This is a genomic window from Enterobacter sp. Cy-643 (assembly GCF_011752815.1).
Lineage (GTDB): Bacteria > Pseudomonadota > Gammaproteobacteria > Enterobacterales > Enterobacteriaceae > Cedecea.
In genome coordinates this window covers 211974-237679 of record NZ_VWWV01000001.1, presented here as the reverse complement: position 1 = coordinate 237679, position 25706 = coordinate 211974, and the positions used below count along the sequence as shown (strand labels likewise).

Sequence of the window (25706 nt, the reverse complement as noted above, 5' to 3'; positions counted from 1 at the left end):
GATCGAAACAAATAGTCCATCGATCGTTTCCAGGGGAAGATTATAAGCACCTTCGTTTAGCCGCCGCCGTAAGCAGGAACTGAACTCGAATAGCGTGTGGTTTTTTTGAAGATGGAGAAGGGTCATGCAGTAAAATATCAGGCAGAAGGGGCTGCCAGGCAGGAGGGCGCGATCGGCGACGGTGGATATCTAAATACCGTCGCCGATCCCCGATCGCTACTCCCGGCTCGCCACGTCATCCACCGCAGAGGCATCCGGCCAGGCGTGAACCACGGCCTTAATCAATGTTGCCAGCGGGATAGCAAAGAACACGCCCCAGAATCCCCACAGCCCGCCGAAAATCACCACCGACAGAATAATCACCAGCGGATGCAGGTTCACTGCCTCAGAGAACAGCACCGGCACCAGCAGGTTACCGTCCAGCGCCTGAATAATCAGATACACGCCAAACAGCGTCCAGAATTCGGTGCCCAGGCCAAACTGGAACAGCGCCACACAGATAACGGGAATGGTGACCACAAACGCGCCGATGTACGGAATCAGCACCGAGAAGCCAACCAGCACCGCCAGCAGCAGCGAATAATTCAGCCCGAAAACAATAAAGCCGATATAGGTCGCCACGCCCACGACAATCATCTCCAGCACTTTGCCGCGAATATAGTTGGTGATTTGCTGGTTCATCTCCAGCCAGACTTGCCCGGCCAGCCCGCGGTTGCGCGGCAGAACACGGCGCACGGCATTCAGCATCTGCTCTTTGTCCTTCACCAGGAAGAACACCATCAGCGGCACCAGAATCAGGTAAATAGCCAGCGTCAGTAGCCCAACCAGCGACGCCAGCGAGAATTTCACCACCTGGTCGCCCATGCCGGAAAGCCGACCGCGAACGTTTTCGGCCATGGCGTCGATAATGCCCGCATCCACCAGCGCCGGATAACGCTTAGGCAGCGTGGCGGCAAAATCGGAAAGTTTGTTGAGCATCCCCGGCATATCGCGAATCAGGTTGATGCCCTGCTGCCAGGCGACGGGGGCCACAAACAGCACCATCAGCAGCAAAATGCCGACAAACAACACCAGCACGATGGTGGTGGCCCACGTTCGGGAACAACCGATACGCTCGAGGCGCACCGTAGGCCATTCAAGCAAATAGGCCAGAACGATGGCAACCAGCAGCGGAGCCAGCAGACCGTGCAGGAAGAACAGGATGCAAAAACCCGCCACCAGAATAACCAACAGGGCAATCGCCTCCGGGTCGCTGAAGCGACGGCGATACCACTGCAACAACATGTCGAGCATACATCCCTTCCGTGAAGTTTTTTTTGATGCCGAATTGTATCGAAATGTCACCGCAAAGACTTTGCTTTTTACGGCGGATTACACAGGAGAATCCACCAAATAAAATCTTCGCAGCTTCAACGCCCTACAGTACACTTCTTTAAGCGAACAAACTTGTACTCATCGTGTCAAAATCTGACAACGACTAAACGGGACAGTAGTTATGGTTAGGCAGTTGAAAAAGACCCTGATTGCAACACTTACGGCCTCGCTGCTGGTGGCAACCTTACTGCCAGCGCGCGCGGATGTAACTGACCAACTCCCTGATATGGGAACATCCGCGGGCAGCACGCTGTCTATCGCGCAGGAAATGCAGATGGGCGATTTTTACGTCCGTCAGCTGCGCGGCAGCGCCCCGCTGATTAACGATCCGCTGCTGACGCAATACATTAACTCGCTGGGCATGCGGCTGGTTAGCCACGCCAACTCGGTGAAGACCCCGTTCCACTTCTTTTTGATCAACAACGACGAAATTAACGCCTTCGCCTTCTTTGGCGGCAACGTGGTGCTCCACTCGGCGCTGTTCCGTTATGCCGATACGGAAAGCCAGCTGGCTTCTGTAATGGCCCACGAAATCTCCCACGTCACTCAGCGCCACCTGGCTCGTGCGATGGAAGATCAAAAGAAAAATGCGCCGCTGACCTGGGTCGGTGCCTTAGGCTCAATTCTGCTGGCAATGGCCAGCCCTCAGGCCGGGATGGCCGCGCTGTCCGGAACGCTGGCCGGGACGCAGCAAGGCATGATTAGCTTTACGCAGCAGAATGAGCAGGAAGCCGATCGTATCGGTATTCAGGTACTGCAGCGTTCGGGCTTTGATCCTCAGGCGATGCCTGGCTTCCTGGAAAAACTGCTCGATCAGGCCCGCTACTCCTCCCGCCCGCCGGAAATTCTGCTGACCCACCCATTGCCGGAAAGCCGCCTGGCGGATGCCCGCAACCGCGCCAACCAAATGCGCCCGGTAGTGGTTCAGTCCTCGGAAAATTTCTACATGGCGAAGGTTCGCACCCTGGGGATGTATAACTCTGGCCGCAATCAGCTAACCCCGGACCTGCTGGATGCCTGGTCAAAAGGCAACGTGCGTGAGCAAAATGCGGCGCAATATGGTCGCGCGCTGCAGGCTCTACAGGCGGATAAATACGACGAGGCAAGGAAAGCGCTTCAGCCATTGATTAGCGCCCAGCCGGGCAACCCGTGGTATCTCGATCTGGCCACCGATATCGATCTCGGCCAGCACAAAGCCAGCGACGCGATCAACCGGCTGAAAAACGCCCCGGATCTGAAGAATAACCCGGTGCTGCAGCTGAACCTCGCCAACGCTTACCTTGAAGGCGGGCAGACCGCCGAGGCAGCGACGCAACTTAATCGCTACACGTTCGCTCACCCGGACGATACCAACGGCTGGGACTTACTGGCGCAGGCACAGGGGAAACTAGGCAACCGCGATCAGGAGTTAGCGGCACGCGCCGAAGTCATGGCGCTCAATGGCCGTCTGGATCAGGCTATTTCACTGCTCAGCAGCGCCAGCTCGCAAGTGAAACTCGGCAGTCTGCAACAGGCCAGATACGACGCCCGAATCGATCAGCTGCGCCAGCTGCAGCAGCGCTTTAAACCTTATATGAAAATGTAACAGGAGTTCGTATGTCCACGAAGGTCGAAATTTATCACAACCCACGCTGCTCCAAGAGCCGTGAAACACTGAGCCTGTTGAAGGAAAATGGCGTTGAGCCAGAAGTGGTGCTCTACCTGGAAACGCCGCCGGACGCAGCCACGGTCAAATCGCTGTTGAAGAAACTGGGCTTTACCAGCGCGCGGGAACTGATGCGCCGCAAAGAAGACCAGTACAAAGCGCTACAGCTGGACGACGCCAGCCTCAGCGAAGAAGCGCTCATTCAGGCGATGATTGAGCACCCGAAACTTATCGAGCGTCCAATCGTGCTTGCCAACGGGAAAGCCCGCATTGGCCGCCCGCCGGAACAGGTTCTCGAAATCCTCTGATCTGCCCCGCCCGTTCCCTCCCCGGGAACGGGTTAGCCGCTCACCGGCACAATTTTCAGCTCAGCCAGCCCCACGCCAATCTTACGCGGTTCATGCCCCAGGATATTGCCCTCGTTGGACAACTGCGGCTTCGGCGGTTCAATGGTCAACAACTTGCTGCCAGCCGGGTTATCAAAACGCAGCGTGACTGTGGAAAGCTGGTCGCCAAAGGTTATGGTCTGCACTTCATCACCGACCTTCACCGAAACCGGCTCGCCGACGTTTGGCCCAAAGGCTTTGGCCACCAGCACCAGATCGAACGTTGTTGGCAGCGGATCCTGGTATTCAATGGTCACCACGGGAGCCATGTTGGCGTTTGACCAGCGGCCCCAGGCTTCCGGGCGCGAAATACCGCTGAACTGCTTCACGCTCTGCGGCGCCCCGGCCACGTTAAAAATAAAGCTGTCGGCCTGGTAGCGAATACTGTTCTCATCCGCCTTCAGCAGAGCCACATTATTTTTGAAACGCTCGTTACTCAGCGTTTGCTCGTCAAACTGTACGTTGTATTCATCCAGCGGTTTGTCCACCAGCCGTACCGTTGGCTCCCCGCCGAGCTGCCCCTGGGCTACGCACAAGCCAGTAGAAAGCGCGAGCTGCGGCTCCCACAGGCGCGCCATTTTGTAGCAGCGGTCGGCCCAGATAAACCTGTCGTCGCTTTTAAAATCCGCCAGCTGATAGCGCAGTGGCGCCGAGTATTCGCTTTCCGGCAGCGGTTCAATTTTACCTTTGCCGATTTTCAACAGCAGCGGCAGCCTGAAGTGCGCGCCAGAATAGCTGAACGTATTCTTCTTCCGATCGATGCTGTAGCGGCTGATGGTTTTCGGGAAGTTCCACAGTTCGATCACGTCCGGCTTCCAGTCGATAACCTTCTCTTTCAGGTTGGTAAAGACCATCGACAGCGACTCCCCCGACAGGCTGCTGCGCCCCAGGCCGATGTAGTTCCCCCCGCCGAGGATATCCAGCACCGTCGCACCGTTATCCATCGTGTTGCGCTTCACGGCTTTTATTTCCGCCTGCGGTTTATCGCCGCGAATGACAAAGAACAGGTTCTGCCTGTCCTGCTTCGTCAGGTATTTATACGCCGTGTTGTTCATCGCCAGATGGTCGGAAGAGACCACGATCACCGTGTTACGGAAATAAGGCGAGGCTTTAATTTTTTCTATTAGCGCCGCGATATGCTCCTGGCTGCATGAAACGGCGCTAAAAGATCGGTTTTCTTTGCCCTCGTAGCTGTAGCTGCGGCGGTTACAGGTCCGCGAGATAAAGCCGTCCGGGTGATGAGTGTCCACCGTCAGGGTAAACAGCGAGAAGCGCTTCCCGGCTTTAGAAAGCTCGATAAACTTGTCATAAGCTTCGTCCAGCACCGTATCGTCGTAAAAACCCCAGTTATTGCGGTAATTCGGGTCGGGCACCATCCCCTTCAGCTCCTGCGCACCGTACATATGCTCGAAGCCGTGGGACTGCAGGAAAATGTCTTTGCCGGCAAAGCGCAGGTCTGCGCCCTGGATAAAGTAGTTTTGATAGCCGGAGGCTTTAAGAATATCGCCGAGGCAAATGTTCTTCGGGAAGAAGCTCGACATAGACGCCGAGGAGTTCCCCTCGAAAGGTGCAAACAGCGGGATCCCACACTGCGAAGCGACAATACCCGCAATGGTGTAGTCCATCCCCGCCATCTGCCCGGTATGGCTGAAATCTATTGCCTGGCTTTTCAGAGCGTTCAGCTCCGGCGCTAAGTCGGGAAACGCCTGCTCATCAAAATAAGTGCGTTCCAGACTTTCGCCGTAGATATAAACCAGGTTGAGCTTCGGCTGTTTAATGGTACCTTCCGGGACTTTATACCAGTTGGCAAAGTCAGAGGTGCCGGTGCGGGTCTGGGATTTAATCAGCGACACCACCTGCTGATAAGCAGGCGTTGTTTTTATCGAAAACAGAGCCAGAAACAGCGCCAGGGCGCTGTAGCCCAAATGGTGAGGATGGTTCTTCCGGCGTAAAATCCAGGTCAAACCGCCAAAAATAGCAATCAGCCCAACGGCGAGGCCCAACCCGGGCAGAATGTATTTGCCAACGCCCGCGCCGGTCATGCTGCTGGTGAGCGTATAGAGCACCGCGTCGTTGATACCTTCGCCGGTAAAATAATTACTGGCAAGCAGCGTCACGTTGAGGACGATGAACAGGCCGAGCATCAGCAGGATGATCGCCAGCCACCAGATATTTCGCCCGGCCTTAACCGCATACACGGCAATGGCCGCCAAAAACAACACCAGAGAAAGCAATTCGGACAACGCCAGTACCTCAACCCTCGCGCAGCCAGGCGCGATTATTCATGCAGAAAAATAACAGCCGGTAATTTAACCTTACCGTCATACAGCCGCAATTTTCCTGACATTACTTTGCTCACCACCTCGACTTTTCAGAATATCCCTCGAATTTTAGGACTCACGGCCTTTAATAGTTTCCAACTATTACAACCATCGCTACTACAACGAACCGGGGAATTGACCTTTTTAACGCTAAAGTGCTGTAATTTCGCCGCTGTTATAATTTTTTAAAGTGGAATTGTAACGCGCAACGCCGGCCACCCTCGCAACGGGTGGCCTTTTTTTGCGCATAGCTCAGTGCCGGGCGAATTTCACGCCGCTATTTCACGGCGGGTAACTGATTTGTCACACAGTGGATCCCCCCGCCTCCGGCGGCAATTGCATCGATGTTAAGCTGCACCACTTCACGTTCAGGGTAGAGCCTCGACAGCAGGCGAAACGCGGCCTCATCCGTCTCTTCATCGCCAAACTCCGGAGCAATAATCGCGCCATTGATCGCGAAATAGTTGATGTATCCGGCGGCAAAATCCGGGTTCTCTTCGCTGAAGCGGCTGGCGCGTGGCGCCTGCGGCGGAGTGACGGTATGAACCTTTAGTCTGCGGCCATCGGCGTCAGTAGCTTGCCTGAGGATATCCAGGTGGGCCTGCGTCACCTTGTGATCCCAGGAGTCCGGATCCGGATCGAGGTTGGCTATCACCACGCCGGGTTTCACAAAACGGGCGTAAAAATCAACGTGAGCATCAGTAATATCTTTGCCTTTAATGCCCGGCAGCCAGATGATTTTCTTCAGGCCCAGCTGCGTTTTCAGTTCTTGCTCAACCCGATCGCGATGCCAGCCAGGATTACGATTAGCGTTGACCCAACTGCTTTCAGTCATCATGCCGGTGCCGTGCCCGTCCACCTCAATCCCGCCGCCTTCGCCTGTCAGGCCGCTGTTAATAAACGGCGCAGCGCCGTATTTTTCCGCCATCAACGCCGCCAGCTGCGCGTCTTTACTGTGCCGCTGCTTATTGCCCCAGCCGTTGAAGTTAAAGCCCACGGCGGCGAGCCTGCCTTCCGGCGAAGTGACAAAGCATGCGCCGGTGTCCCGCATCCAGATGTCGTCCAGCTCGGTCACCACGTAAGTCACGTTGTGGCTCCCGCATTTTTCCTCCGCCATCGGGCGTTCGTGTGCCCGGCAGAATATCGTCAGCGGTTGATAACCGGCGATAGCGCGGGCGATGCGTCCCAGGGCATCCTGCACGTCGGGGGTAAAATCTTTCCAGATAGCCCGCTGCGCGCCAAACGCGATAAATGCCCGCTGCTGCGGCTCTCCTTCGTCAGGCATGCGCCAGCCAGCCCCCACCGCCGCAAGGGCGGAAACGGGCAGCCCCAGAGAGCCCGCCATGCCCATCCCCGCCAGCACCGAGGCACACTTTATAAATTCACGACGCGTTGACATACCGGACTCCCGTATAGCTGTTTTAAAATAAGAAATTCTGCTCAGTATTGCAGGTGGATATTTCATCACTGGCTGAATTCAGCTTCCAACGATATATTTAGCGGACATCTGATTAGTCTGGCTTATCGAAATGTTAAAACACTGGCCACCGTTAAATGCCCTGCGAGGGTTTGAAGCCGCCGCGCGTTTGGGAAGCTTTCATCAGGCCGCCGCTGAACTGCACCTCACCCAGTCGGCCATCAGCCAGCAAATCCGCAGCCTGGAGAATTATCTGGAACAACCGCTGTTCTTCCGCAGCGGGCGCAGCGTTAGCCTGACGGACGCCGGGCAGGATCTTTACAGCACCGCGCAGGTCATGCTGCAACAGCTGGCGGTGGGGATTCGGCGGCTCGATCAGTACCGTAAGCCGAATCAGCTTATCGTGAACACCACGCCTGCGTTTGCCAGGCACTGGCTCTTGCCCAGTCTGGCTGACTTTAATCGCCACTATCCGGAAACCGATGTCTGGCTATTTACCAGCTTTGACCCGCCGGATATGGGCAGTGAAACCATCGACGTGGCTATTCGGGATGACGTCAGCCACCAGGCAGAATGTATTTTTGAGGTGTTGTATAAGGATAGACTTTATCCGGCCTGCCACCCCAGACTGCGGGAGATGCCGGCCCAGCGACGAATAACGCTTCACGGCGAACGAGAGATGAGCTGGGAGCACTGGAGCGTGGCCGGAGGTGAGGATGTCGGCCAACAAAGCCAGGGCATGAACTTCTCCGATCCCGGATTATTGCTTGACGCTGCCGCAGACGGGTTGGGTATCGCACTTGTCAGCCAGCTGCTGGCAGAACGAAAAAGGGCAAATGGGCAGCTTATCCCGCTGGGGGAGCAAACCGTGCGCGGCGCCGACTGGGCATGGCTTATCCATCGAGAGAGCGAAAATGACCCGCTTACCCGCCAGTTTTGCGCGTGGCTCCGGGCCAGGCTGCCTGGCAAAATGGACGAAGCGAGAGGGGCCTGAACGGCGATATGTCGCTCTTCAGGCAATTTATTTATGCCCGCAGAATCACTGTTAGGAAATACCTCTTGATTCAATAAAACCTACCCATTAGAGCCCAGGACTAATATTCGGTACCTTTCTCCCATCGCAAAACGGAGGAAGTTTAGATGTCTTTAATTAATACCAAAATCAAACCATTCAAAAACCAGGCTTTTAAAAACGGCGAATTCGTTGAAGTTACGGAAAAAGATACCGAAGGCCGCTGGAGCGTTTTCTTCTTCTACCCGGCTGACTTTACTTTCGTTTGCCCGACCGAACTGGGCGACGTGGCTGACCATTACGAAGAACTGCAGAAACTGGGCGTAGACGTGTATTCCGTTTCTACCGACACCCATTTCACCCACAAAGCGTGGCACGGCAGCTCTGAAACCATCGCTAAAATCAAATACGCGATGATCGGCGACCCAACCGGCGCGCTGACCCGTAACTTCGAAAACATGCGTGAAGATGAAGGTCTGGCAGACCGCGCCACCTTCGTGGTTGACCCTCAGGGCATCATCCAGGCTATCGAAGTGACCGCCGAAGGCATTGGCCGCGACGCGTCTGACCTGCTGCGTAAAGTGAAAGCTGCCCAGTATGTCGCTTCTCACCCAGGCGAAGTTTGCCCGGCTAAATGGAAAGAAGGTGAAGCGACTCTGGCGCCATCTCTGGACCTGGTCGGCAAAATCTAAGTTTTACCCGCGTTACCCTCTTTTATTTTACGGCTACTCCTTTTGGTAGCCGTTTTTTCTCGCCACCAGGGAGACTGACCATGCTCGACACAACAATGAAAACCCAGCTCAAAGCCTATCTTGAGAGACTAACGAAACCTGTTGAGTTGATTGCCACGCTGGACGACGGCGCGAAATCATCTGAAGTAAAAGAACTGCTGGCAGACATCGCTGAGTTATCCGACAAAGTTTCTTTCAGCATTAATAACGATCTGCCGGTGCGCAAACCGTCGTTTTTAATCACTAACCCAGGCTCAAGCCAGGGCCCGCGCTTTGCCGGCTCCCCGCTGGGTCACGAATTCACTTCCCTGGTGCTGGCTTTGCTCCAGGTCGGCGGTCACCCGTCCAAAGAATCTCAGGATCTGCTGGCGCAAATCCGTGAGATCGACGGCGACTTCCACTTTGAAACCTATTATTCCCTCTCCTGCCACAACTGTCCGGACGTTGTGCAGGCGCTGAACCTGATGAGCGTGCTGAATCCGCGCATCACCCATACAGCTATCGACGGCGGCGTTTACCAGAATGAAATTCAGGCACGCAATGTGATGGGCGTGCCTGCCGTGTTCCTGAACGGCAAAGAATTTGGTCAGGGCCGCATGACGCTGGCTGAAATCGTGGGCAAAATTGATACCGGCGCAGAAAAACGCGCGGCGGAAGCGCTGAACCAGCGTGAGGCTTATGACGTGCTGATCGTCGGCAGCGGCCCTGCGGGCGCGGCGGCGGCGGTCTATGCGGCGCGTAAAGGCATCCGTACCGGCCTGATGGGCGAACGCTTCGGCGGCCAGGTGCTGGATACCGTAGATATCGAAAACTACATTTCCGTGCCGAAAACCGAAGGCCAGAAGCTGGCGGGCGCGCTGAAAGCCCACGTGGACGACTACGACGTGGACGTGATCGACACTCAAAGCGCCAGCAAGCTGATCCCGGCCAAAACCGAAGGCGGCCTGCACCAGATCCAAACCGCATCGGGCGCCACGCTGAAAGCGCGCAGCATTATCGTGGCGACCGGCGCAAAATGGCGCAACATGAACGTGCCGGGCGAAGATCAGTACCGTACCAAAGGCGTGACCTACTGCCCGCACTGCGACGGCCCGCTGTTTAAAGGCAAACGCGTGGCGGTAATCGGCGGCGGGAACTCCGGCGTGGAAGCGGCCATTGACCTGGCGGGTATCGTCGAGCACGTCACCCTGCTGGAATTTGCCCCGGAAATGAAGGCCGATCAGGTTCTGCAGAACAAAGTGCGCAGCCTGAAAAACGTCGACATCGTGTTGAACGCGCAGACGCTGGAAGTGAAAGGCGACGGCAGCAAAGTGACCGGCCTGCAGTATAAAGACCGCGTGACCGAAAGCGTGCATGACGTTGCCCTGGCCGGCATCTTCGTGCAAATCGGCCTGCTACCGAATACTACCTGGCTGGAAGGCAGCGTGGAACGCAACCGCATGGGTGAAATTATCATCGACGCGAAATGCGAAACCACCGTGAAAGGCGTATTCGCCGCGGGCGACTGCACCACCGTGCCTTACAAACAGATCATCATCGCCACCGGCGAAGGCGCGAAAGCCTCCCTGAGCGCGTTTGATTACCTGATTCGCACCTCAGCCCCGGAGTAAAGCACCTGCCAATCAGGCCGCGCCACAGCGGCCAGCCATAAAAAAAGCGGCCTGTCATAGGCCGCTTTTTCACGTTCTAAATCTTACTTACGACGCCAGGTCGTGCCACCCGCGCCGTCTTCCAGCACAATGCCCATCTCGTTCAGACGGTCACGCGCCTGGTCCGCCAGCGCCCAGTCTTTCGACTGACGCGCATCGTTACGCTGCTTGATCAGCGCTTCGATTTCCGCCACTTCGCCGTCGTCCGCCTGCGCACCGCCCTGCAGGAACTGCTCCGGATCCTGCTCCAGCAGGCCCAGAATCGCGGAGAGCTTACGCAGCGCCGCCGCCAGCCCGTTTGCCGCATCCAGATCTTCCGCTTTCAGGCGGTTCACTTCGCGAGCCATATCGAACAGCACAGAGTAGGCTTCCGGGGTGTTGAAGTCATCGTCCATCGCTTCGCGGAAGCGGGCTTCGAAGGCTTCGCCCCCGGCTGGTGCGATATTGCTGTCGGTGCCGCGCAGCGAGGTGTACAGGCGCTCCAGTGCCGAGCGAGCCTGTTTCAGGTTCTCTTCGCTGTAGTTGAGCTGGCTGCGGTAGTGGCCGGACATCAGGAAGTAACGCACGGTTTCCGCGTCGTAATACTTCAGCACGTCACGCACGGTAAAGAAGTTGCCCAGGGATTTGGACATCTTCTCGCGGTCAACCATCACCATTCCGGAGTGCATCCAAGTGTTGACGTACTCGCCGTCGTGGGCACAGGTAGACTGGGCGATTTCGTTCTCGTGGTGCGGGAACATCAGGTCAGAGCCGCCGCCGTGAATATCAAAGTGGTTGCCCAGCTCTTTGCAGTTCATCGCGGAACATTCGATGTGCCAGCCCGGGCGGCCTTCGCCCCACGGAGAAGTCCACGCGGGTTCACCCGGCTTGGACATTTTCCACAGCACGAAGTCCATCGGGTTGCGCTTCACGTCAACCACGTCCACGCGCGCACCGGCCTGAAGCTGCTCCAGATCCTGGCGAGACAGCAGGCCATAATTCGGGTCGGTCAGCACCGAGAACATCACATCGCCGTTTTCCGCCACATAGGCGTGATCGCGAGCCAGCAGCTGTTCAACAATTTCGATGATTTCCGGAATGTGTTTGGTCGCACGCGGCTCGCTGTTCGGGCGCAAAATGTTCAGCGCGTCGAAATCTTTGTGCATTTCGACGACCATGCGGTCGACAAGCGCCACAAAGTCTTCGCCATTTTCATGGGCGCGCTTAATGATTTTATCGTCGATGTCGGTGATGTTACGCACGTAGTTCAGCTCATAGCCCAGGGAACGCAGGTAGCGCGCCACCACGTCGAACGCAACAAAAGTACGGCCATGGCCAATGTGACAGAGATCGTAAACGGTGATACCACACACGTACATGCCTACCTTTCCGGCATGAATAGGTTTGAATTCCTCTTTTTGGCGAGTCAGTGTATTAAATATTTTTAACATCAGGGGATTCCATGTAAGCGTGTGGAAGAATACTCCCGGTTATCTTACCCGATTATTTTCCCCGACGGCAGTCTGCTTTGCATTACTGACTATGATGTAGCGTTATGCTATAACAGCGTGCTGGTACGACGGCACCGTTTGCCGCCGTACTCTCTGACACTCATAGGATGCAAGCATGGTTACTTTTCACACTAATCACGGCGATATCGTCATCAAAACTTTTGATGATAAAGCGCCTGTTACCGTTAAAAACTTCCTGGACTACTGCCGCGAAGGCTTCTACAACAACACCATTTTCCACCGTGTGATCAACGGCTTTATGATCCAGGGCGGCGGTTTCGAACCGGGTATGAAGCAGAAAGCGACCAAAGACACCATTCAGAACGAAGCGAATAACGGCCTGAAAAACACCCGCGGTACGCTGGCAATGGCTCGTACCCAGGCTCCGCACTCTGCCACCGCACAGTTCTTCATCAACGTGGCCGACAACGACTTCCTGAACTTCAGCGGCGAAAGCCTGCAGGGTTGGGGCTACTGCGTGTTCGCAGAAGTGGTTGAAGGGATGGACGTGGTTGAGAAAATCAAAGCCGTTTCCACCGGCCGCAGCGGTATGCACCAGGATGTACCGAAAGAAGACGTTATTATCGAAAGCGTGACCGTCAGCGAATAATGTCGACGCTGTTTATTGCAGATTTACACCTCTGCCCAGAAGAACCGGCGATCGCCGCCGGTTTTCTGCGTTTCTTAGCCGGTGAAGCCCGCCAGGCGGATGCGCTCTATATTCTTGGCGATCTGTTCGAAGCCTGGATTGGCGACGACGCGCCGGAGCCGCTCTACCAGCAAATCGCCGCGGCCATTAAAGCGGTGGTTGATACCGGCATTCCCTGCTATTTCATTCACGGCAACCGGGATTTTTTACTCGGCAAGCGCTACGCCAAAGCCAGCGGCATGACGCTGCTGCCGGAAGAAAAGCTCCTCGATGTTTATGGCCGAAAAATCCTGATCATGCACGGCGACACGCTGTGTACCGACGACGAAGGCTATCAGGCATTTCGCCGCAAGGTTCATCAGCCGTGGCTGCAGAAGTTCTATCTCGCCCTGCCGCTGTTTATCCGCCAGCGTATCGCCGACCGGATGCGCGCCGACAGCCAGGCGGCGAATAATATGAAGTCGCTGGAGATCATGGATGTGAACCCGCAGGCGGTGGTCGATACCCTCACCCGTCACAATGTCCAATGGCTGATTCACGGGCACACCCATCGCCCGGCTATTCACGAGCTTGAGGCTAACGGGAAGCCCGCTTTCCGCTGCGTGTTAGGCGCGTGGCATAAAGAAGGGTCGATGATCAAAGTCACGCCGGAAAACGTCGAGCTGATTCATTTTCCTTTCTGACCTGAAAGCCCGCTTTTTTGCCGATTCGTTAACCACGCAACCGTTTTCCTTGCCGGAAGTTCGTGCTATTCTCTGAGCCCTTCTGAACGGGCGCCCGTCGCCCGATGATGTCTGCACACCCACAGGAGTTTTGAGACGCATGTCTTCTGAGCACACCCCGGCGCGTATCGCCATTGTTATGGGTTCCAAAAGTGACTGGGCCACCATGCAGTTCGCCGCTGAAATCCTTACCGCCCTGAATGTCCCTCACCATGTCGAAGTCGTCTCCGCCCACCGCACGCCGGATAAGCTTTTCAGCTTTGCCGAGCAGGCCGAAGCCAATGGCTACCAGGTGATCATCGCCGGAGCCGGTGGCGCAGCGCACCTGCCGGGTATGCTGGCCGCGAAAACCCTGGTCCCGGTGCTGGGTGTGCCGGTTCAAAGCGCCGCTCTGAGCGGCGTGGACAGCCTGTATTCTATCGTCCAGATGCCGCGCGGCATTCCTGTCGGCACGCTGGCCATCGGTAAAGCTGGAGCCGCCAACGCCGCCCTGCTGGCCGCGCAGATCCTGGCCCTGCATGACGCAGGCCTGAGCCAGCGCCTGGCGACCTGGCGTCAAACCCAGACCGACGAAGTGCTGGATAATCCGGATCCACGGAGTGAAGCATGAAGCGCGTCTGTGTCTTAGGTAACGGCCAGCTGGGGCGCATGCTCCGCCAGGCCGGTGAGCCGCTGGGCATCGCCGTTTACCCTGTTGGCCTGGACGCCGAGCCGGAAGCCGTGCCGTTCGCCCAGAGCGTGATCACCGCCGAGATTGAGCGCTGGCCAGAAACCGCGCTCACCCGCGAACTGGCGCGCCATAGCGCCTTCGTTAACCGCGATATCTTCCCGATCATCGCCGACCGCCTGACGCAAAAGCAGCTGTTCGATAAGCTCGGGCTGGCCACCGCGCCGTGGCAGTTGCTCTCCGGCAGCCAGGAATGGCAGGACGTGTTCAGCCAGCTGGGCTCTGTGGCTATCGTGAAGCGCCGCGTGGGCGGCTACGATGGTCGCGGCCAGTGGCGCTTACGTGCCGATGAAACCGACCAGCTGCCGGAAGAGTGCTACGGCGAATGCATCGTCGAGCAGGGCATTAACTTCTCCGGCGAAGTTTCTCTGGTAGGCGCGCGCGGCCACGACGGCAGCACTGTGTTCTACCCGCTGACCCACAACCTGCACCAGGACGGCATTCTGCGCACCAGCGTTGCCTTCCCGCAGGCCAACGCCGAACAGCAGCGCCAGGCCGAAACCATGCTTACCGCCATTATGCACGAGCTGGGCTACGTCGGCGTGATGGCGATGGAGTGCTTCGTCACGCCAGCCGGCCTGCTGATCAACGAGCTGGCCCCGCGCGTGCACAACAGCGGGCACTGGACGCAAAACGGTGCTTCTATCAGCCAGTTCGAGCTGCACCTGCGCGCCATCGTGGATTTACCGCTGCCGCAGCCTGTCGTTAATGCCCCGTCGGTGATGGTGAACCTGATCGGCACCGACCTGAACTATGCCTGGCTGAAGCTGCCGCTGGTGCACCTGCACTGGTACGACAAAGACGTTCGTCCGGGCCGTAAAGTCGGGCACCTCAACCTGAACGACAGCGACACCGGCCGCCTGAGCGCCTCGCTGGAAGCCCTGGTTCCCCTGCTCCCGGCCGAATACGCCAGCGGCATTGCCTGGGCGCAGAGCAAGCTGGTGAAGTAAAACCGCACCTCGTCTGACCCTCTGTTTGACTTTAGAGGGTCAGACCATTTCCCCCTGCCCCTTTCCTTTGCCCGACCAGAAGCGCACAATCCCCCCGTTTCGCCGCTTCAGACTAAGGTTATGCCATGGAAAAACGCCCCAACACGCAGGACTACGACCGCCTGCTGCTCAACGACATCCCGCTGATAGACGTTCGCGCCCCGGTAGAGTTCGCCCAGGGTTCAATGCCCGCCGCGCATAATCTACCGCTGATGTTGGACGATGAACGCGCGCAGGTCGGGACGTGCTATAAGCAGCAGGGCCAGCAGGCCGCCGTCGAACTGGGGCACCGGCTGGTCAGCGGCGAGAGCAAAGCCAGCCGCATCGAACGCTGGCTGGAAAACTGCCGCCAGCAGCCGGAAGGCTATTTATGCTGTGCCAGAGGTGGAATGCGTAGCCACATCGTGCAGCAGTGGCTGCGGGAAAACGGCCTCGAGTACCCGCTGGTCACCGGCGGCTACAAAGCCCTGCGCCAGCATGCCATGCAGGTAATCGACACCCGTTCCCGGTGGCCGATGATCATCGTCAGCGGCAACACCGGCTGCGGCAAAACCATCCTGATCCGCTCCCTGCCAAGGGGCGTTGACCTTGAAGGGCTGGCGCACCATCGCGGCTCGTCGTTTGGCCGCACGATTGTCGCCCAACCTTCTCAGGCCAGCTTCGAAAATAACCTCGCCGTCACCCTGCTGAAAATCAGCCCGACCGAGCCCAAAACGCTGGTTGTGGAAGACGAAGGCCGGATGATTGGCTCCCGCCACATCCCCGAAGCCTTCAGGGAACAGATGCTGCGCTCGCCGATTGTGGCCATTGACGATCCGTTCGAGCTGCGGCTGGAGCGCCTCCAACACGAATACTTCCACCAGATGAGCGAGGCGTTTTTATCCGTCAGCGAGGAAGAAACCGCGTGGCGCGATTACGCCGAGTATCTGCACCACGGCCTGTTTGCCATCCGCCGTCGCCTGGGCATGGAACGCTTCCAGCAGTTCACCGCCAGGCTGGACGAGGCGCTGCTCATCCAGCGGAAAACCGGCTCCTGCGAAGGCCATCTGGCCTGGCTGTCGCCGCTGCTGAAAGAGTATTACGACCCGATGTATCGCTATCAGCTCAGCCAGAAGGCCGACCAGATCGTCTTCCGGGGAGATTACCAGCAGGTCGAAGCCTGGCTGCGCAGCGTTAACGAGTAGCCGATTTTTCCCCGGCGGCGAGCGTCAGCCCCAGTCCGGTCACCGCCAGCCCGACCAGCGGAATGCCCACCGCCCACGGCAAAGTAAACGCCAGCGCGAACAATGCCGTGCCGGTCGCTGGCCCCACCGAGCCCTGCAGATCGCTCACCACTGAAAGTGCCGCCATGTAGGTCGCGCGCAGCCGCGCCGGGGCTAACTTGTTCACCGCCGTCGGGATCAGCGGGCCGGTCATCATCTGGGACAGCGAATAGAGGCAGACCGCCATTATCAGCGTGACGACGTGTGGATGTGCCAATAGCAAAACAAAGGCAGCGATCAGCGCCAAACCCGCGCTAAGGGTGATAAACATCGGCGAGCGGCGGGCAAACAGCGTCGTTAAGGCCAGTTGGCCGACCGTGTTGATCCCTGCGCCGAACGCGAAAAGATAGCCGATGCTTGCGGCGCTCATTCCCATCTGATTGCTGGCATACAGCGGCATGACGGCCTCCACCCAGCTCCCGGCCACGCCCAGCAGCAACACCCAAATCAACAGCCCGGCCAGACGGCGGTCCCGGAACGCGGGCAGCAGCGCGCTGAGCCCCTCTTCATCTTCGGCCTCATCGTCCATTCCAGCTGCCAGTGGACGCGTTTCCGCCAGAGAGATCGCCAGCATCAGGCCACCTGCCACCATCACCGAACCTCCGGCCAGAAAGACGTAGCCCAGCCCCTCTTGCACCAGTACCGTGCCCAGCAGCGGCCCGGCAATGGCGCCCGCGCCGGAACACACGCGCATAACGCTGAACTGACGGCGGTGCTCCGAGGCTGGCGTGGCGTCCGCCACAACGGTGTAGATGGTCGGGTGCAGCACGGATTCAAACAGGCCAATAACGATCAGCACGGCGGCGGCGGCAAACACGCCGTGCGCAAAGAACAGCGCGATAAAGCCCGCCCCGACGCCGGTCGCCGAAATAATCAACACGGGTCTTCTGCCCACGCGATCGGCAATCCCGCCGATAAACGGCGCGGCCAGCAGCTCGCCCCCGGCATAGCAGCCGAACAGCAGGCCAATAAACTCCACCGGAATAGCGGCAGACTGCTGCGCCCACAGCGGGAAAAAGGGAACAATCGCGCCGTCGACCAGGCCAACGATGAAATAGAGGATAAAGCCCAGAACGTGGGGCTTGCGGTACGCAATAAAGGGAGATGTAAAAAGTGCCATGATGTTACCCAAGTACAATTACCCCGAATGCCGGGGAGAATATGTACGTTGGATAACGTTAACGTTTACGACTTGCGAGAAGCAGGAGCGATACTAGCCAATCGCAGGGGAAAGGGCAACTGTGAGTTTTGGGCAACTTGAATACAAGCTTTCAACAATGTCTCGCCCTCCCCCCACAATGTCACCAGGTCTCTGAATAACCAACTCTCCCCCTCACATCGAACCAACACCGTGGGCTCGGGATAAACATGGAATCTAAATTCCGCTAAAAGGTTGCAAAAAAATAAGCCCTACCTAATAAAGAAAAACAGGAAAGCCAATACTGTCATGACCACTGCTGCCCATCTCCATTTTTTCGATTGTTCAAAGTAAAAAAATAGCATTTGAGACATAAAAATTAAAAGCAGTATTAGTCCCCCAAAGACCGCACCATTATTGCTGTTGTGGCCTAATGAGTCCTGGGAAAGTGTCGGTTCCATATCATATATAACATCATATTTATCAACCATAGATAAATACATCGCTACCATACACAGTAGATAAAATAGAAAAAGTATAACTCTAATAAATATCCTCACCCCGCCTCCCTACTGCAAAACAAGTCTGTTAAAATGCTGCCAATGCTTGACAATAAAATCCCCATATCGCATATCTTTCTTTATATTTTCCAGGCTCGGATTCGTACCACGGTTATATCTCGCCCCAATAATTTTCACATCATTCATACTAAGCCGCGAGGGTAACCTGTCATAGTCGGCAAGTTGGCGTAAATGCATAGCAGCAAGATTGATATTATAGGTGTCTTTTTCAAGGCATTGGGACAGGGAGCGAAGCTCTGATGTGCTCATTGTGTCTGCATCCAGCCCCACAGTTTGGGCGGCAGTACGCAGTTGCATGCTGACAAATCCAAACGAGGTTTTCGCCGGAGGCGAGGTTATTGTGAAATGACGGTCGGTATACGCAGGTCCGCTCCAGTCTATGGCACGAACCTCAAAAGCCAAACGATCAATAATATTTGGGTCACCGCCGACCTCTATCCAACAGACACCTGCGAGCAATTCTGGCGGAAGTTTATAGCGTAATGCTGCGGCTCTGATAAGAGTACGATTTTTTTTGACCCACGCATCTTTAAAACCTCTGGCATAAGATCTGCCCCCACCGAATTTTTCAGGAAGTATTTTCCAGCGAAATACATCAAGAAAAGTCCATGATGGTGACTTTGTCATGCCTCTACATTGTCGGAAACTACGCATATCCATATAAAAATCTCCATTATTCGGGGGCGCTTCTTTTTCCGGCTTTGACCGGGTTTCTCTCTTGCTCATCCCTCCGATCATACTGGATGGCTGCACGGTGATATAGCTGAAAAATCAGGCAGAATGGCATACTTCGAGACGGCTCGCAGGAATGATGAAACGCTTTCGGGAATTGCAGTTTGGAGGCTGATAAGGAAGAAAACAGGCCGAACAAACGCCCGGCCAGGAAGAAGGTTAATGCCTGTCGCGCTTGTCCGCGCGTTTGGCGAGATAGTCGCCAAACATTTGCACGATTTGCACCAGCACAATCAGCGCCACAACCGTGACCACCATGACCTGGGTTTCATAGCGGTAATAGCCGAAGCGTATCGCGAGGTCGCCCACGCCGCCGCCGCCGACAATCCCCGCCATCGCCGAGTAACCGATCAGGCTGACCAGAGTTATGGTTAACCCGCGCAGCAAACCGGCGCTGGCTTCCGGCAGCAGCACGGTGCAGATGATGCGCATCGGGCTGGCGCCAAAGGCCTCCGCCGCTTCAATAATGCCTTTGTCCACTTCCCGCAGCGCGCCGTCCACCAGGCGGGCATAAAACGCGATCGCCGCCACCGATAACGGTACGGACGCCGCAATCGGCCCGATGGTGTTGCCGAGCAGGAACTGCGTCAGCGGCAACAGCAGCACCAGCAGAATGACGAACGGTACCGAACGCACGATGTTCACCAGCACCGAGCTGATGATGTTTAGCGCGCGGTTCTGCCAGAACAGGTTGCGGTCGGTCACGAAGATCAAAAAGCCCAGCGGCAGGCCGCCGATAATCGCCAGCAGCGTGGAAATACCCAGCATCTGGAAGGTTTCGCCAAAGGCAATCGTCAGGTCCGCGACTAAATCATCCATTCAGCACCTCCACACAGGCCGTATGTTTCCGAATATGGTCGATGGCATCCCCCACCGCCGCCGGGTTGCCGGGTGCGGTGATCGCCACCACCAGAATGCCCAGCGCGCGGTCGCTGATGTACTCAATTTTGCCGTGCAGAATGTTCACCGCCACGCCGTATTTCACCGCCGCGAAGGAGAGCACCGGCTGTTCGGCCGAGTCGCCAACGAACATGATTTTCAGCAGCGCGCCGCGCATGTTGTCGAGCAGGCGCACCGGCAGCGTCAGGTTCAGCGTGTGGGACACCAGCTGGCGGGTAAATTCATGCTGCGGATGCGCAAAAATGTCGAACACCTCGCCGGACTCCACCACTTCCCCGCCAGACATCACCGCCACGCGGTCGCAAATCGTTTTGATCACGTTCATCTCGTGGGTGATCAGTACGATGGTGATCCCAAGCTGCTGGTTGATCTTCTTCAGCAGCGCCAGAATGGTGGCCGACGTTTCCAGATCCAGCGCGGAGGTTGGTTCATCACAGAGCAAAACATCCGGGTGGTTAGCGATGGCGCGCGCAATACCCACGCGCTGTTTCTGCCCGCCGCTCAGCTGCACCGGGTAGCGGTTCGCTTTGTCGGCCAGGCTCACCAGCTCAAGAATTTCGGCCACGCGCGGGCCGATTTTACTGCGCTCCCAGCCTGCGGCTTTGAGGCTGAACGCCACGTTCTGCCTGACCGTCCGGGTGTGCATCAAATTGAAGTGCTGGAAAATCATGCCGATGCGCTGACGCGCTTTGCGCAGCTCGGCCCCCTGCAGCGCGGTTACCTCAGTCCCACCGATTTTTACGCGGCCTTCACTCGGGCGCTGGAGCGCGTTCAGGGTACGTAATAAGGTACTTTTCCCCGCTCCGCTGGTGCCGACAATGCCAAAAATCTCCCCCGCGCCAATGTGCAGCGAAACATCGTTCACCGCCCGGCTGGTCTGGCTCCGGCCCGTGGGGAAGTCCACGCAGACCTTTTCAATCTCAATCATGACAACCTCAAATCAGCGACAAAAGGCAGGCATCCCGCCTGCCCGCTTTGCTCTATTACTTTTTATCGGCGGCAACCATCCAGTCCGGTTTCTGGAAGGCGTTGAAAATATTCTGCGGATCGTCGATCGCTTTTTCGTAGGTCGGGGACTTCACGGTCTCCACGATGTCTTTGGCGAATGGTTTGTCCGCATCTTCGGCACGCACCGCGATGATGTTTTTGAGGTTCTCGTCCAGGTGTTCCTGTTTGAGCGCGGAAGAGAGTTTTAGCCCGGCCGCAATGGCAAAGTTACCGTTGACCAGCGCGGCGCTGGCGCTGTCCAGCGTGCGCGGCAGCTGTGCGGCTTCCAGCGATTTAAACACCAGGCCTTTCGGGTTGGTGGCGATGTCGCGCTCGGAGGCTTTGGTCGGGTCAATGTTCTCTTTGATGGTGATAAGCTCCATGGACTGCAGGAAACGCAGCCCACGGGCGAGGTTAGTCGGGTCGTTAGACAGGGTGACAATGTCGCCCTGCTTCAGCTCGTCCAGGCTTTTGACTTTGTGGGAATAAATGCCCATCCCGGCGGTCGGCACGGCGATCAGCTTCGCCAGCTTGAGGTTTTTGTCGGCGGTGAATTTGTCGAAGTACAGTGAGTGCTGGAACAGGTTGGCGTCGATGCTGCCGTTGGCCAGCGCCATGTTGGGCTGCACGTAGTCGCTGAACTCGCGCACCACGACTTTATAGCCTTTCTCTTTTAACGACGGGGCGATGGCCTGTTTGACCATATCGCCGTATGGCCCCGGCGCTACGCCGAAGACAATGGTGTGCGGGTCGCTGTTGGCCTGAGCAAACTGCAGGCCGCTGGCCAGAAGTAAAGCGCCGGTCGCCACGCGCCAGCCGAAACGATTTCCCATGGGTATTCTCCCTTACAGAATGATGTGTGGTGTCCTGAGGCGAGCCTCTTTCACGGGCCGCTTACTAAGTCGTTGATCCAACTGGACAGAATAAGATGGCACATTCCGTTAACAGGGTTAATTGAAAATATTTCATCTTGCTCGCGGGAGAAGGCGCGGCGGGCATGGGCTGAGCTTTTGCGAATAACGACAATGCAAAGCGGAAAACCCGCTTTGCATTGAGATGAGCTTAATCAGGGCAGGATGCCGCCCGTTTGCGCTTAACGTTTGTTTTGACATTGAACAGCAAATAACTCGCCAGCGACAAACAGCCCACGCCTACTGCGCCGTAGGTCAGCACGCCAGAAAAACCATTATTCAGCGCCTGAATAATCATGTCGCTGCTGAGCGTGGCTCTGGTGCCGCCGGCTATCTGTTCGGCCAGGGCATACCGTTCGCTCACGCTGTCGATATGGCTCTGTAAACTTTCGGCTATCCCCGCCACCAGCAGGCTCCCCATTAACGCAATATTGATGGCGAGGGTAATTAGGCGTGAACTGATATCAATCCCGGAAGCCATGCCCACGCGGCTAGCGGCCACGGCGCCCGTAGTAGTGTTGGTGACCGGGGTATTGATTAACCCCAGCGCCATGCCCGAGAGTATTGCGCCCGGCAGCAAACTGACGTGATAGATAACGCCCAATCTCATCAGCACAAATCCCAGGCCGATAGCAAGCAGACCCAGCGGGATGATGCGTGCGGCCCCAAAGCGCAGCACGAGCCTCTCACCGACCGGCGGCATTAATAGCGTGGGCAAGGTGTAGGCCAGCAGCGCCATGCCGGTCTCCATAATGCTGTAGCCCTTCCCAATCTGGTAATAAACCGGCAGATAAATCATCAGCGGCCAGAAGCTGAAATTCATCCCCACAGATCCCATTAGCGCGCCGGAGAACGGTCTGATCCGAAAAACGGAGAAATCAAACATAGGATGCGGGTGGCGGAGCTCAATAACGACGAACAACGCCAGGCTGATAAACGTGCCCAGCAAGATAAACTGGGCTTCCTGGCTGGCCCAGCCGATGCTCCCGCCCTGGGTGATGAGCCACGTCGCCCCCACCACGCCCACGCCCAACGTCATCAGGCCCGCAACATCCAGCGGCTTCGCGGTATTTTCCCGCGACTCGATAACATTTTTCAGCGTCAGGGCCAGAGTGAGCAAGGCAATCACGCCGTGGATCAGAAATACCCATTGCCAGCCAAACCACGCCTCCAGCACGCCGCCAATGACGGGGCCAAATCCCAGTCCAAAACCAAAGGTGATCCCCCAGGCGGAAAACGCCCGGCTGCGCGCTTTTCCTTCCGGAAACTGAACCGACAGGATGGCAATCAGGCTGGTTAACATCGCCCCGCCGCTCAGTCCCTGCAAAAAGCGCCCCACAATAAGCCATTCGGGCGTCCGGGACAGACCACAGAGGAGCGAGGTCAGGCCAAACCCAATAATGCTGATAATAAAAATACGCTTGCGGCCATATTTATCCGCCAGCGTCCCCGTGGCCATCAGCACCGCGGTGCAGGAGAGGGTGTAAGCATTCATGATCCATTGCAGTTCGCGGAAATTGGCCTGCATCTGCTTTTCCAGCACCGGCAGGATAACCGGGACGCTGGATATTTCCAGGCCCGACATCAACGCGGCTAAGCAAACCGCCATCAACGCTAAGAGATTTTTCATACTGATTTCCTGCCAAACGTTAAGAAGGTGCCAGCATGAAAGATTCGGGGTGGAGTAGAAATCGACGCTCAGGTCAGATATCGTCAAGATCGTGCCATTTTTAGAGACAGGACAACCATGCCAGGCATCTCTCCAGATCAAGACCGCGCTTTTAGACCGAAAAATCGACGGCTGGTTGTGCTGGCCTATCAGTGTCTCTGCACTTTTGAGTTCGGGATTGCCGTCGAAGCTTTTGGCCGCGTGGACGAAGTGCTCGGCCAGCCTCTCTATGATTTGCGCGTCGCGTCGTTAGAAAATGGCGTTTTTGACGCTCAGGGCGGCGTGCGTTTAGTGGTGGATGGCGGACTGGAACTGCTGGAAGACGCCGGAACCATTGTCATCCCCGGCTGGCGAAATGTTTTTGAACCGGCCCCGGCGCCGCTGATTGCCGCCTTACAGCGCGCCCACTACAACGGTTGCCGCATAGTGTCGATTTGCGCCGGCAGTTTTATTCTCTGCGAAACAGGATTACTGGACGGCAAGCGAGCCACCGCCCACTGGAACAGCACCGAGATCCTCGCGAGCAGGTTCCCTGCGGTGCAGGTAGAGCACAGCATGATCTACGTCGATGAGGGCAGCCTGATCACCTCCGCAGGCGGCGCCGCCGGGGTCGATCTCTGCCTGCATCTTATTCGTCGTGATTACGGGATTGAAATCGCCAACCGGACTGCGCAGCGCATGATTACGCCCCCGTTACGGGAAGGTAGCCAGGCACAGAGGGTTCAACAGCCCGTGCCTAAACGCCGCACCAAAAGTCTGGCGCCGTTGCTGGATGACTTGCGCCACCACCTCAATGCACCCCTGGTGATTGAGCAGTTAGCCAGGCAAGCGGGCATGAGCCGCCGCACCTTCATCCGCCGGTTCAAAGATGCCACCGGCACCACGCCGGGCGAGTGGATGCTCAGCCTCCGGTTGGAAAAGGCTTGTGCGCTGCTGGAAAGCGAGAAATTCAGCATTGACCAGGTGGCAGAGCAGTCTGGATTCGGCTCAGCGGAAACACTCCGGCATCACTTCAGGCTGCGTTTTAAAACCACGCCCACACAGTGGCGCAAAGCCTTCAGGGCCCGAACATGCTTACCCGTTTCTGAATAGATAAAAAATAAGGCAGGAAACGCTGGATGAGGCGGGCAGCAAGGCTGCCACCCGCCAGAGGCACGATTAGAAATCGTAGCGCAGACGAACCAGGTTCATGTCGCCCAGGTTGTCGGTGCTGGAGGTGAAGACGTGTTCGTAGTCCACCTGGAAGCCGTAATCCAGCTTGAAGCTCACGCCCACACCGTTATCGATGCGCTGGTAGCTGCGGCCGGTCACGTACTGCAGACGGTCACCCATGAAGTATGGCTGCACGGATTTCACCGCGTACTGGCCAACCGGGATGGTGTAACCCGCGAAGTACTCGATGCCCCACGCGTCGCCGGAGAAGTAGTTGTTCACGTCTTTCAGCTTGGTGGTCAGGAAGTTCTGGTACCAGCCGCCGCCGAAGCTGAACGTCCAGTTGTCCGGTTTCCAGCTCAGCGCCGTACCGTAGATATTCTGGTTGTAAGACTTGCTGTCGCCGTCGTTCGGGTTACGCATGTCGGCACGGGTGTAGTTCCATGCGGTACCCCAGGTCAGGTCTTTGGTGATGTGGTAATCCACGCCCAGAGAGCCGCCGCCTTTACGCTTGTAGCGCATGCCGTTGGTGGCACGGATGTCGTGATCTTCAAACAGGTAAGAAGCGTACACGTCCGCATCGCCGAAGGTGTTTTTGTACTTCAGCATGTTGCGGGAACGGTAAGAACCGTCGTAGTCGCCGTTCATGCCGTTACCTGGAGCCTGACCGATCATGTCGTAGTCCCAGATATCGGTTTTCGCGCCAACCACATCATAGTAGATGCTGTTTTGCTGGCCGTAGGTCAACTGACCCCAGGTTTTGCTTTTCAGGCCGGTGTACAGCATACGGCGAGTGGTATTGTTCGCGCCTTCTGCATAGTGGTTATCCCAATCAAATACCGCAGGAATATTCACGCCCAGCTCGTAATAGCTGATCCAGCTAATATCATCGAACAGATAATAATCAGCCGCGAAGCGGAAACGGGTGCCGCCGTCAAAGCCATTACGTTTGTAAGAGCCTTTATCACCGTCCCCGGACATCATATTAAACTGGGGACGAATACTGCCGCCCACGGTGAAGTTGAGGCGGCTGAGCGGGTTCCCGGCCTGCGGATCTTGCTTCAGAACGGTGATTTCTGCGTTAGCAGCGAAAGACGCCATACCTGCAAGCAGGCCGGCCCCAATCAGTAATGGTAAAGCGCGCAAATTTGATTTCATCTGTAATCCTTAGTAACCATCTTTATTATAAGCGGGGCATATTAACGCTTATTAAGTCCGGTTTTATGAAGGATTTTTATTAATTTGTGCGGTTATCACTCAGT

At 56.7% G+C, this 25706-nt stretch carries 22 protein-coding genes; 11 read left to right on the top strand and 11 right to left on the bottom strand.

Annotated features, from left to right (window positions below; translation table 11 throughout):
- Nucleotides 1–216: 216 nt before the first annotated feature.
- Nucleotides 217–1293, bottom strand: coding sequence for an AI-2E family transporter (locus F3J29_RS01100; RefSeq protein WP_166862345.1), 1077 nt, complete (start codon nucleotides 1291–1293; stop codon nucleotides 217–219).
- A gap of 202 nt (nucleotides 1294–1495) precedes the next feature.
- Between F3J29_RS01100 and bepA the strand changes: the two genes are divergently transcribed.
- On the top strand, nucleotides 1496–2959 hold the full coding sequence (gene bepA / locus F3J29_RS01095; protein ID WP_166862343.1) for a beta-barrel assembly-enhancing protease: 1464 nt from the start codon (nucleotides 1496–1498) through the stop codon (nucleotides 2957–2959).
- Between the two features lie 11 nt (nucleotides 2960–2970).
- On the top strand, nucleotides 2971–3327 hold the full coding sequence (arsC, locus tag F3J29_RS01090) for an arsenate reductase (glutaredoxin) (protein ID WP_166862341.1): 357 nt from the start codon (nucleotides 2971–2973) through the stop codon (nucleotides 3325–3327).
- Nucleotides 3328–3359: 32 nt separating this feature from the next.
- On the opposite strand, the gene opgB is transcribed toward arsC, so the two are convergent.
- Both opgB and F3J29_RS01080 read right to left on the bottom strand, forming a co-directional pair.
- Nucleotides 3360–5648 (bottom strand): phosphatidylglycerol--membrane-oligosaccharide glycerophosphotransferase, encoded by a 2289-nt coding sequence (gene opgB, locus F3J29_RS01085; protein WP_166862339.1) that lies wholly within the window; start codon nucleotides 5646–5648, stop codon nucleotides 3360–3362.
- A gap of 355 nt (nucleotides 5649–6003) precedes the next feature.
- Nucleotides 6004–7125, bottom strand: a complete 1122-nt coding sequence (locus tag F3J29_RS01080) for an agmatine deiminase family protein (RefSeq protein WP_166862337.1) — start codon at nucleotides 7123–7125, stop codon at nucleotides 6004–6006.
- A 130-nt stretch (nucleotides 7126–7255) separates the two neighbouring features.
- Between F3J29_RS01080 and F3J29_RS01075 the strand changes: the two genes are divergently transcribed.
- The 3 genes from F3J29_RS01075 to ahpF all read left to right on the top strand — a co-directional run bounded on the left by F3J29_RS01075 (nucleotide 7256) and on the right by ahpF (nucleotide 10496).
- Nucleotides 7256–8137, top strand: a complete 882-nt coding sequence (locus F3J29_RS01075) for a LysR substrate-binding domain-containing protein (protein WP_166862336.1) — start codon at nucleotides 7256–7258, stop codon at nucleotides 8135–8137.
- A gap of 146 nt (nucleotides 8138–8283) precedes the next feature.
- On the top strand, nucleotides 8284–8847 hold the full coding sequence (gene ahpC / locus F3J29_RS01070) for an alkyl hydroperoxide reductase subunit C (protein WP_008460202.1): 564 nt from the start codon (nucleotides 8284–8286) through the stop codon (nucleotides 8845–8847).
- 80 nt (nucleotides 8848–8927) lie between these two features.
- Nucleotides 8928–10496, top strand: a complete 1569-nt coding sequence (ahpF, locus tag F3J29_RS01065) for an alkyl hydroperoxide reductase subunit F (RefSeq protein ID WP_008460203.1) — start codon at nucleotides 8928–8930, stop codon at nucleotides 10494–10496.
- Nucleotides 10497–10579: 83 nt separating this feature from the next.
- Here the strand turns inward: ahpF and cysS are convergent, their stop codons facing one another.
- Nucleotides 10580–11965, bottom strand: coding sequence for a cysteine--tRNA ligase (cysS, locus tag F3J29_RS01060; RefSeq protein ID WP_166862334.1), 1386 nt, complete (start codon nucleotides 11963–11965; stop codon nucleotides 10580–10582).
- A gap of 175 nt (nucleotides 11966–12140) precedes the next feature.
- Here cysS and ppiB point away from each other — a divergent pair, with 175 nt between their 5' ends.
- From ppiB to mnmH, 5 genes are all read left to right on the top strand, one after another.
- Entirely contained in the window at nucleotides 12141–12635 is a 495-nt protein-coding gene (ppiB, locus tag F3J29_RS01055; RefSeq protein WP_008460206.1) for a peptidylprolyl isomerase B, read from the top strand.
- Complete coding sequence (lpxH, locus tag F3J29_RS01050; RefSeq protein WP_166862332.1) at nucleotides 12635–13357, top strand: UDP-2,3-diacylglucosamine diphosphatase; 723 nt, start codon at nucleotides 12635–12637, stop codon at nucleotides 13355–13357. Before ppiB ends, lpxH begins: the two co-directional genes overlap by 1 nt.
- Nucleotides 13358–13496: 139 nt before the next feature.
- Nucleotides 13497–14006, top strand: a complete 510-nt coding sequence (gene purE, locus F3J29_RS01045; RefSeq protein WP_166862330.1) for a 5-(carboxyamino)imidazole ribonucleotide mutase — start codon at nucleotides 13497–13499, stop codon at nucleotides 14004–14006.
- Nucleotides 14003–15073 (top strand): 5-(carboxyamino)imidazole ribonucleotide synthase, encoded by a 1071-nt coding sequence (purK, locus tag F3J29_RS01040; protein ID WP_166862328.1) that lies wholly within the window; start codon nucleotides 14003–14005, stop codon nucleotides 15071–15073. The genes purE and purK overlap by 4 nt, the downstream gene beginning before the upstream one ends.
- 125 nt (nucleotides 15074–15198) lie before the next feature.
- Nucleotides 15199–16296, top strand: coding sequence for a tRNA 2-selenouridine(34) synthase MnmH (mnmH, locus tag F3J29_RS01035; RefSeq protein WP_166862326.1), 1098 nt, complete (start codon nucleotides 15199–15201; stop codon nucleotides 16294–16296).
- On the opposite strand, the gene F3J29_RS01030 is transcribed toward mnmH, so the two are convergent.
- From F3J29_RS01030 to F3J29_RS01005, 6 genes are all read right to left on the bottom strand, one after another.
- A complete protein-coding gene (locus tag F3J29_RS01030) occupies nucleotides 16286–17494 on the bottom strand; it encodes an MFS transporter (RefSeq protein WP_166862325.1) in 1209 nt (402 codons plus the stop codon). The genes mnmH and F3J29_RS01030 overlap by 11 nt on opposite strands.
- 587 nt (nucleotides 17495–18081) lie before the next feature.
- Nucleotides 18082–18753: a hypothetical protein gene (locus F3J29_RS01025; RefSeq protein ID WP_166864846.1), complete on the bottom strand. Its 672-nt coding sequence runs from the start codon at nucleotides 18751–18753 to the stop codon at nucleotides 18082–18084.
- 231 nt (nucleotides 18754–18984) lie between these two features.
- Nucleotides 18985–19644 carry a methionine ABC transporter permease gene (locus F3J29_RS01020; RefSeq protein ID WP_008460218.1) on the bottom strand — a complete coding sequence of 220 codons (660 nt, stop codon included), beginning with the start codon at nucleotides 19642–19644 and terminating at the stop codon, nucleotides 18985–18987.
- Nucleotides 19637–20653, bottom strand: coding sequence for a virulence-associated ABC transporter ATP-binding protein SfbB (sfbB, locus tag F3J29_RS01015; protein WP_166862323.1), 1017 nt, complete (start codon nucleotides 20651–20653; stop codon nucleotides 19637–19639). The genes F3J29_RS01020 and sfbB overlap by 8 nt, the downstream gene beginning before the upstream one ends.
- Nucleotides 20654–20708: 55 nt before the next feature.
- Entirely contained in the window at nucleotides 20709–21545 is an 837-nt protein-coding gene (locus F3J29_RS01010) for a MetQ/NlpA family ABC transporter substrate-binding protein (RefSeq protein WP_166862321.1), read from the bottom strand.
- A gap of 229 nt (nucleotides 21546–21774) precedes the next feature.
- Nucleotides 21775–23253, bottom strand: coding sequence for an MFS transporter (locus F3J29_RS01005; protein ID WP_166862319.1), 1479 nt, complete (start codon nucleotides 23251–23253; stop codon nucleotides 21775–21777).
- Nucleotides 23254–23370: 117 nt separating this feature from the next.
- Between F3J29_RS01005 and F3J29_RS01000 the strand changes: the two genes are divergently transcribed.
- Complete coding sequence (locus tag F3J29_RS01000) at nucleotides 23371–24384, top strand: helix-turn-helix domain-containing protein (RefSeq protein WP_166862317.1); 1014 nt, start codon at nucleotides 23371–23373, stop codon at nucleotides 24382–24384.
- A gap of 66 nt (nucleotides 24385–24450) precedes the next feature.
- On the opposite strand, the gene F3J29_RS00995 is transcribed toward F3J29_RS01000, so the two are convergent.
- A complete protein-coding gene (locus tag F3J29_RS00995; protein ID WP_166862315.1) occupies nucleotides 24451–25602 on the bottom strand; it encodes a porin in 1152 nt (383 codons plus the stop codon).
- Between the last annotated feature and the right edge of the window lie 104 nt (nucleotides 25603–25706).

Excerpts from the sequence above, each read along its gene's own strand:
- F3J29_RS01100 (WP_166862345.1), bottom strand. The coding sequence starts at position 1,293 with ATGCTCGACATGTTGTTGCAGTGGTATCGCCGTCGCTTCAGCGACCCG.
- bepA (WP_166862343.1), top strand. The coding sequence starts at position 1,496 with ATGGTTAGGCAGTTGAAAAAGACCCTGATTGCAACACTTACGGCCTCG.
- arsC (WP_166862341.1), top strand. The coding sequence starts at position 2,971 with ATGTCCACGAAGGTCGAAATTTATCACAACCCACGCTGCTCCAAGAGC.
- F3J29_RS01080 (WP_166862337.1), bottom strand. The coding sequence starts at position 7,125 with ATGTCAACGCGTCGTGAATTTATAAAGTGTGCCTCGGTGCTGGCGGGG.
- F3J29_RS01075 (WP_166862336.1), top strand. The coding sequence starts at position 7,256 with ATGTTAAAACACTGGCCACCGTTAAATGCCCTGCGAGGGTTTGAAGCC.
- ahpC (WP_008460202.1), top strand. The coding sequence starts at position 8,284 with ATGTCTTTAATTAATACCAAAATCAAACCATTCAAAAACCAGGCTTTT.
- ahpF (WP_008460203.1), top strand. The coding sequence starts at position 8,928 with ATGCTCGACACAACAATGAAAACCCAGCTCAAAGCCTATCTTGAGAGA.
- cysS (WP_166862334.1), bottom strand. The coding sequence starts at position 11,965 with ATGTTAAAAATATTTAATACACTGACTCGCCAAAAAGAGGAATTCAAA.
- ppiB (WP_008460206.1), top strand. The coding sequence starts at position 12,141 with ATGGTTACTTTTCACACTAATCACGGCGATATCGTCATCAAAACTTTT.
- lpxH (WP_166862332.1), top strand. The coding sequence starts at position 12,635 with ATGTCGACGCTGTTTATTGCAGATTTACACCTCTGCCCAGAAGAACCG.
- purE (WP_166862330.1), top strand. The coding sequence starts at position 13,497 with ATGTCTTCTGAGCACACCCCGGCGCGTATCGCCATTGTTATGGGTTCC.
- purK (WP_166862328.1), top strand. The coding sequence starts at position 14,003 with ATGAAGCGCGTCTGTGTCTTAGGTAACGGCCAGCTGGGGCGCATGCTC.
- mnmH (WP_166862326.1), top strand. The coding sequence starts at position 15,199 with ATGGAAAAACGCCCCAACACGCAGGACTACGACCGCCTGCTGCTCAAC.
- F3J29_RS01030 (WP_166862325.1), bottom strand. The coding sequence starts at position 17,494 with ATGGCACTTTTTACATCTCCCTTTATTGCGTACCGCAAGCCCCACGTT.
- F3J29_RS01025 (WP_166864846.1), bottom strand. The coding sequence starts at position 18,753 with ATGGATATGCGTAGTTTCCGACAATGTAGAGGCATGACAAAGTCACCA.
- F3J29_RS01020 (WP_008460218.1), bottom strand. The coding sequence starts at position 19,644 with ATGGATGATTTAGTCGCGGACCTGACGATTGCCTTTGGCGAAACCTTC.
- sfbB (WP_166862323.1), bottom strand. The coding sequence starts at position 20,653 with ATGATTGAGATTGAAAAGGTCTGCGTGGACTTCCCCACGGGCCGGAGC.
- F3J29_RS01010 (WP_166862321.1), bottom strand. The coding sequence starts at position 21,545 with ATGGGAAATCGTTTCGGCTGGCGCGTGGCGACCGGCGCTTTACTTCTG.
- F3J29_RS01005 (WP_166862319.1), bottom strand. The coding sequence starts at position 23,253 with ATGAAAAATCTCTTAGCGTTGATGGCGGTTTGCTTAGCCGCGTTGATG.
- F3J29_RS01000 (WP_166862317.1), top strand. The coding sequence starts at position 23,371 with ATGCCAGGCATCTCTCCAGATCAAGACCGCGCTTTTAGACCGAAAAAT.
- F3J29_RS00995 (WP_166862315.1), bottom strand. The coding sequence starts at position 25,602 with ATGAAATCAAATTTGCGCGCTTTACCATTACTGATTGGGGCCGGCCTG.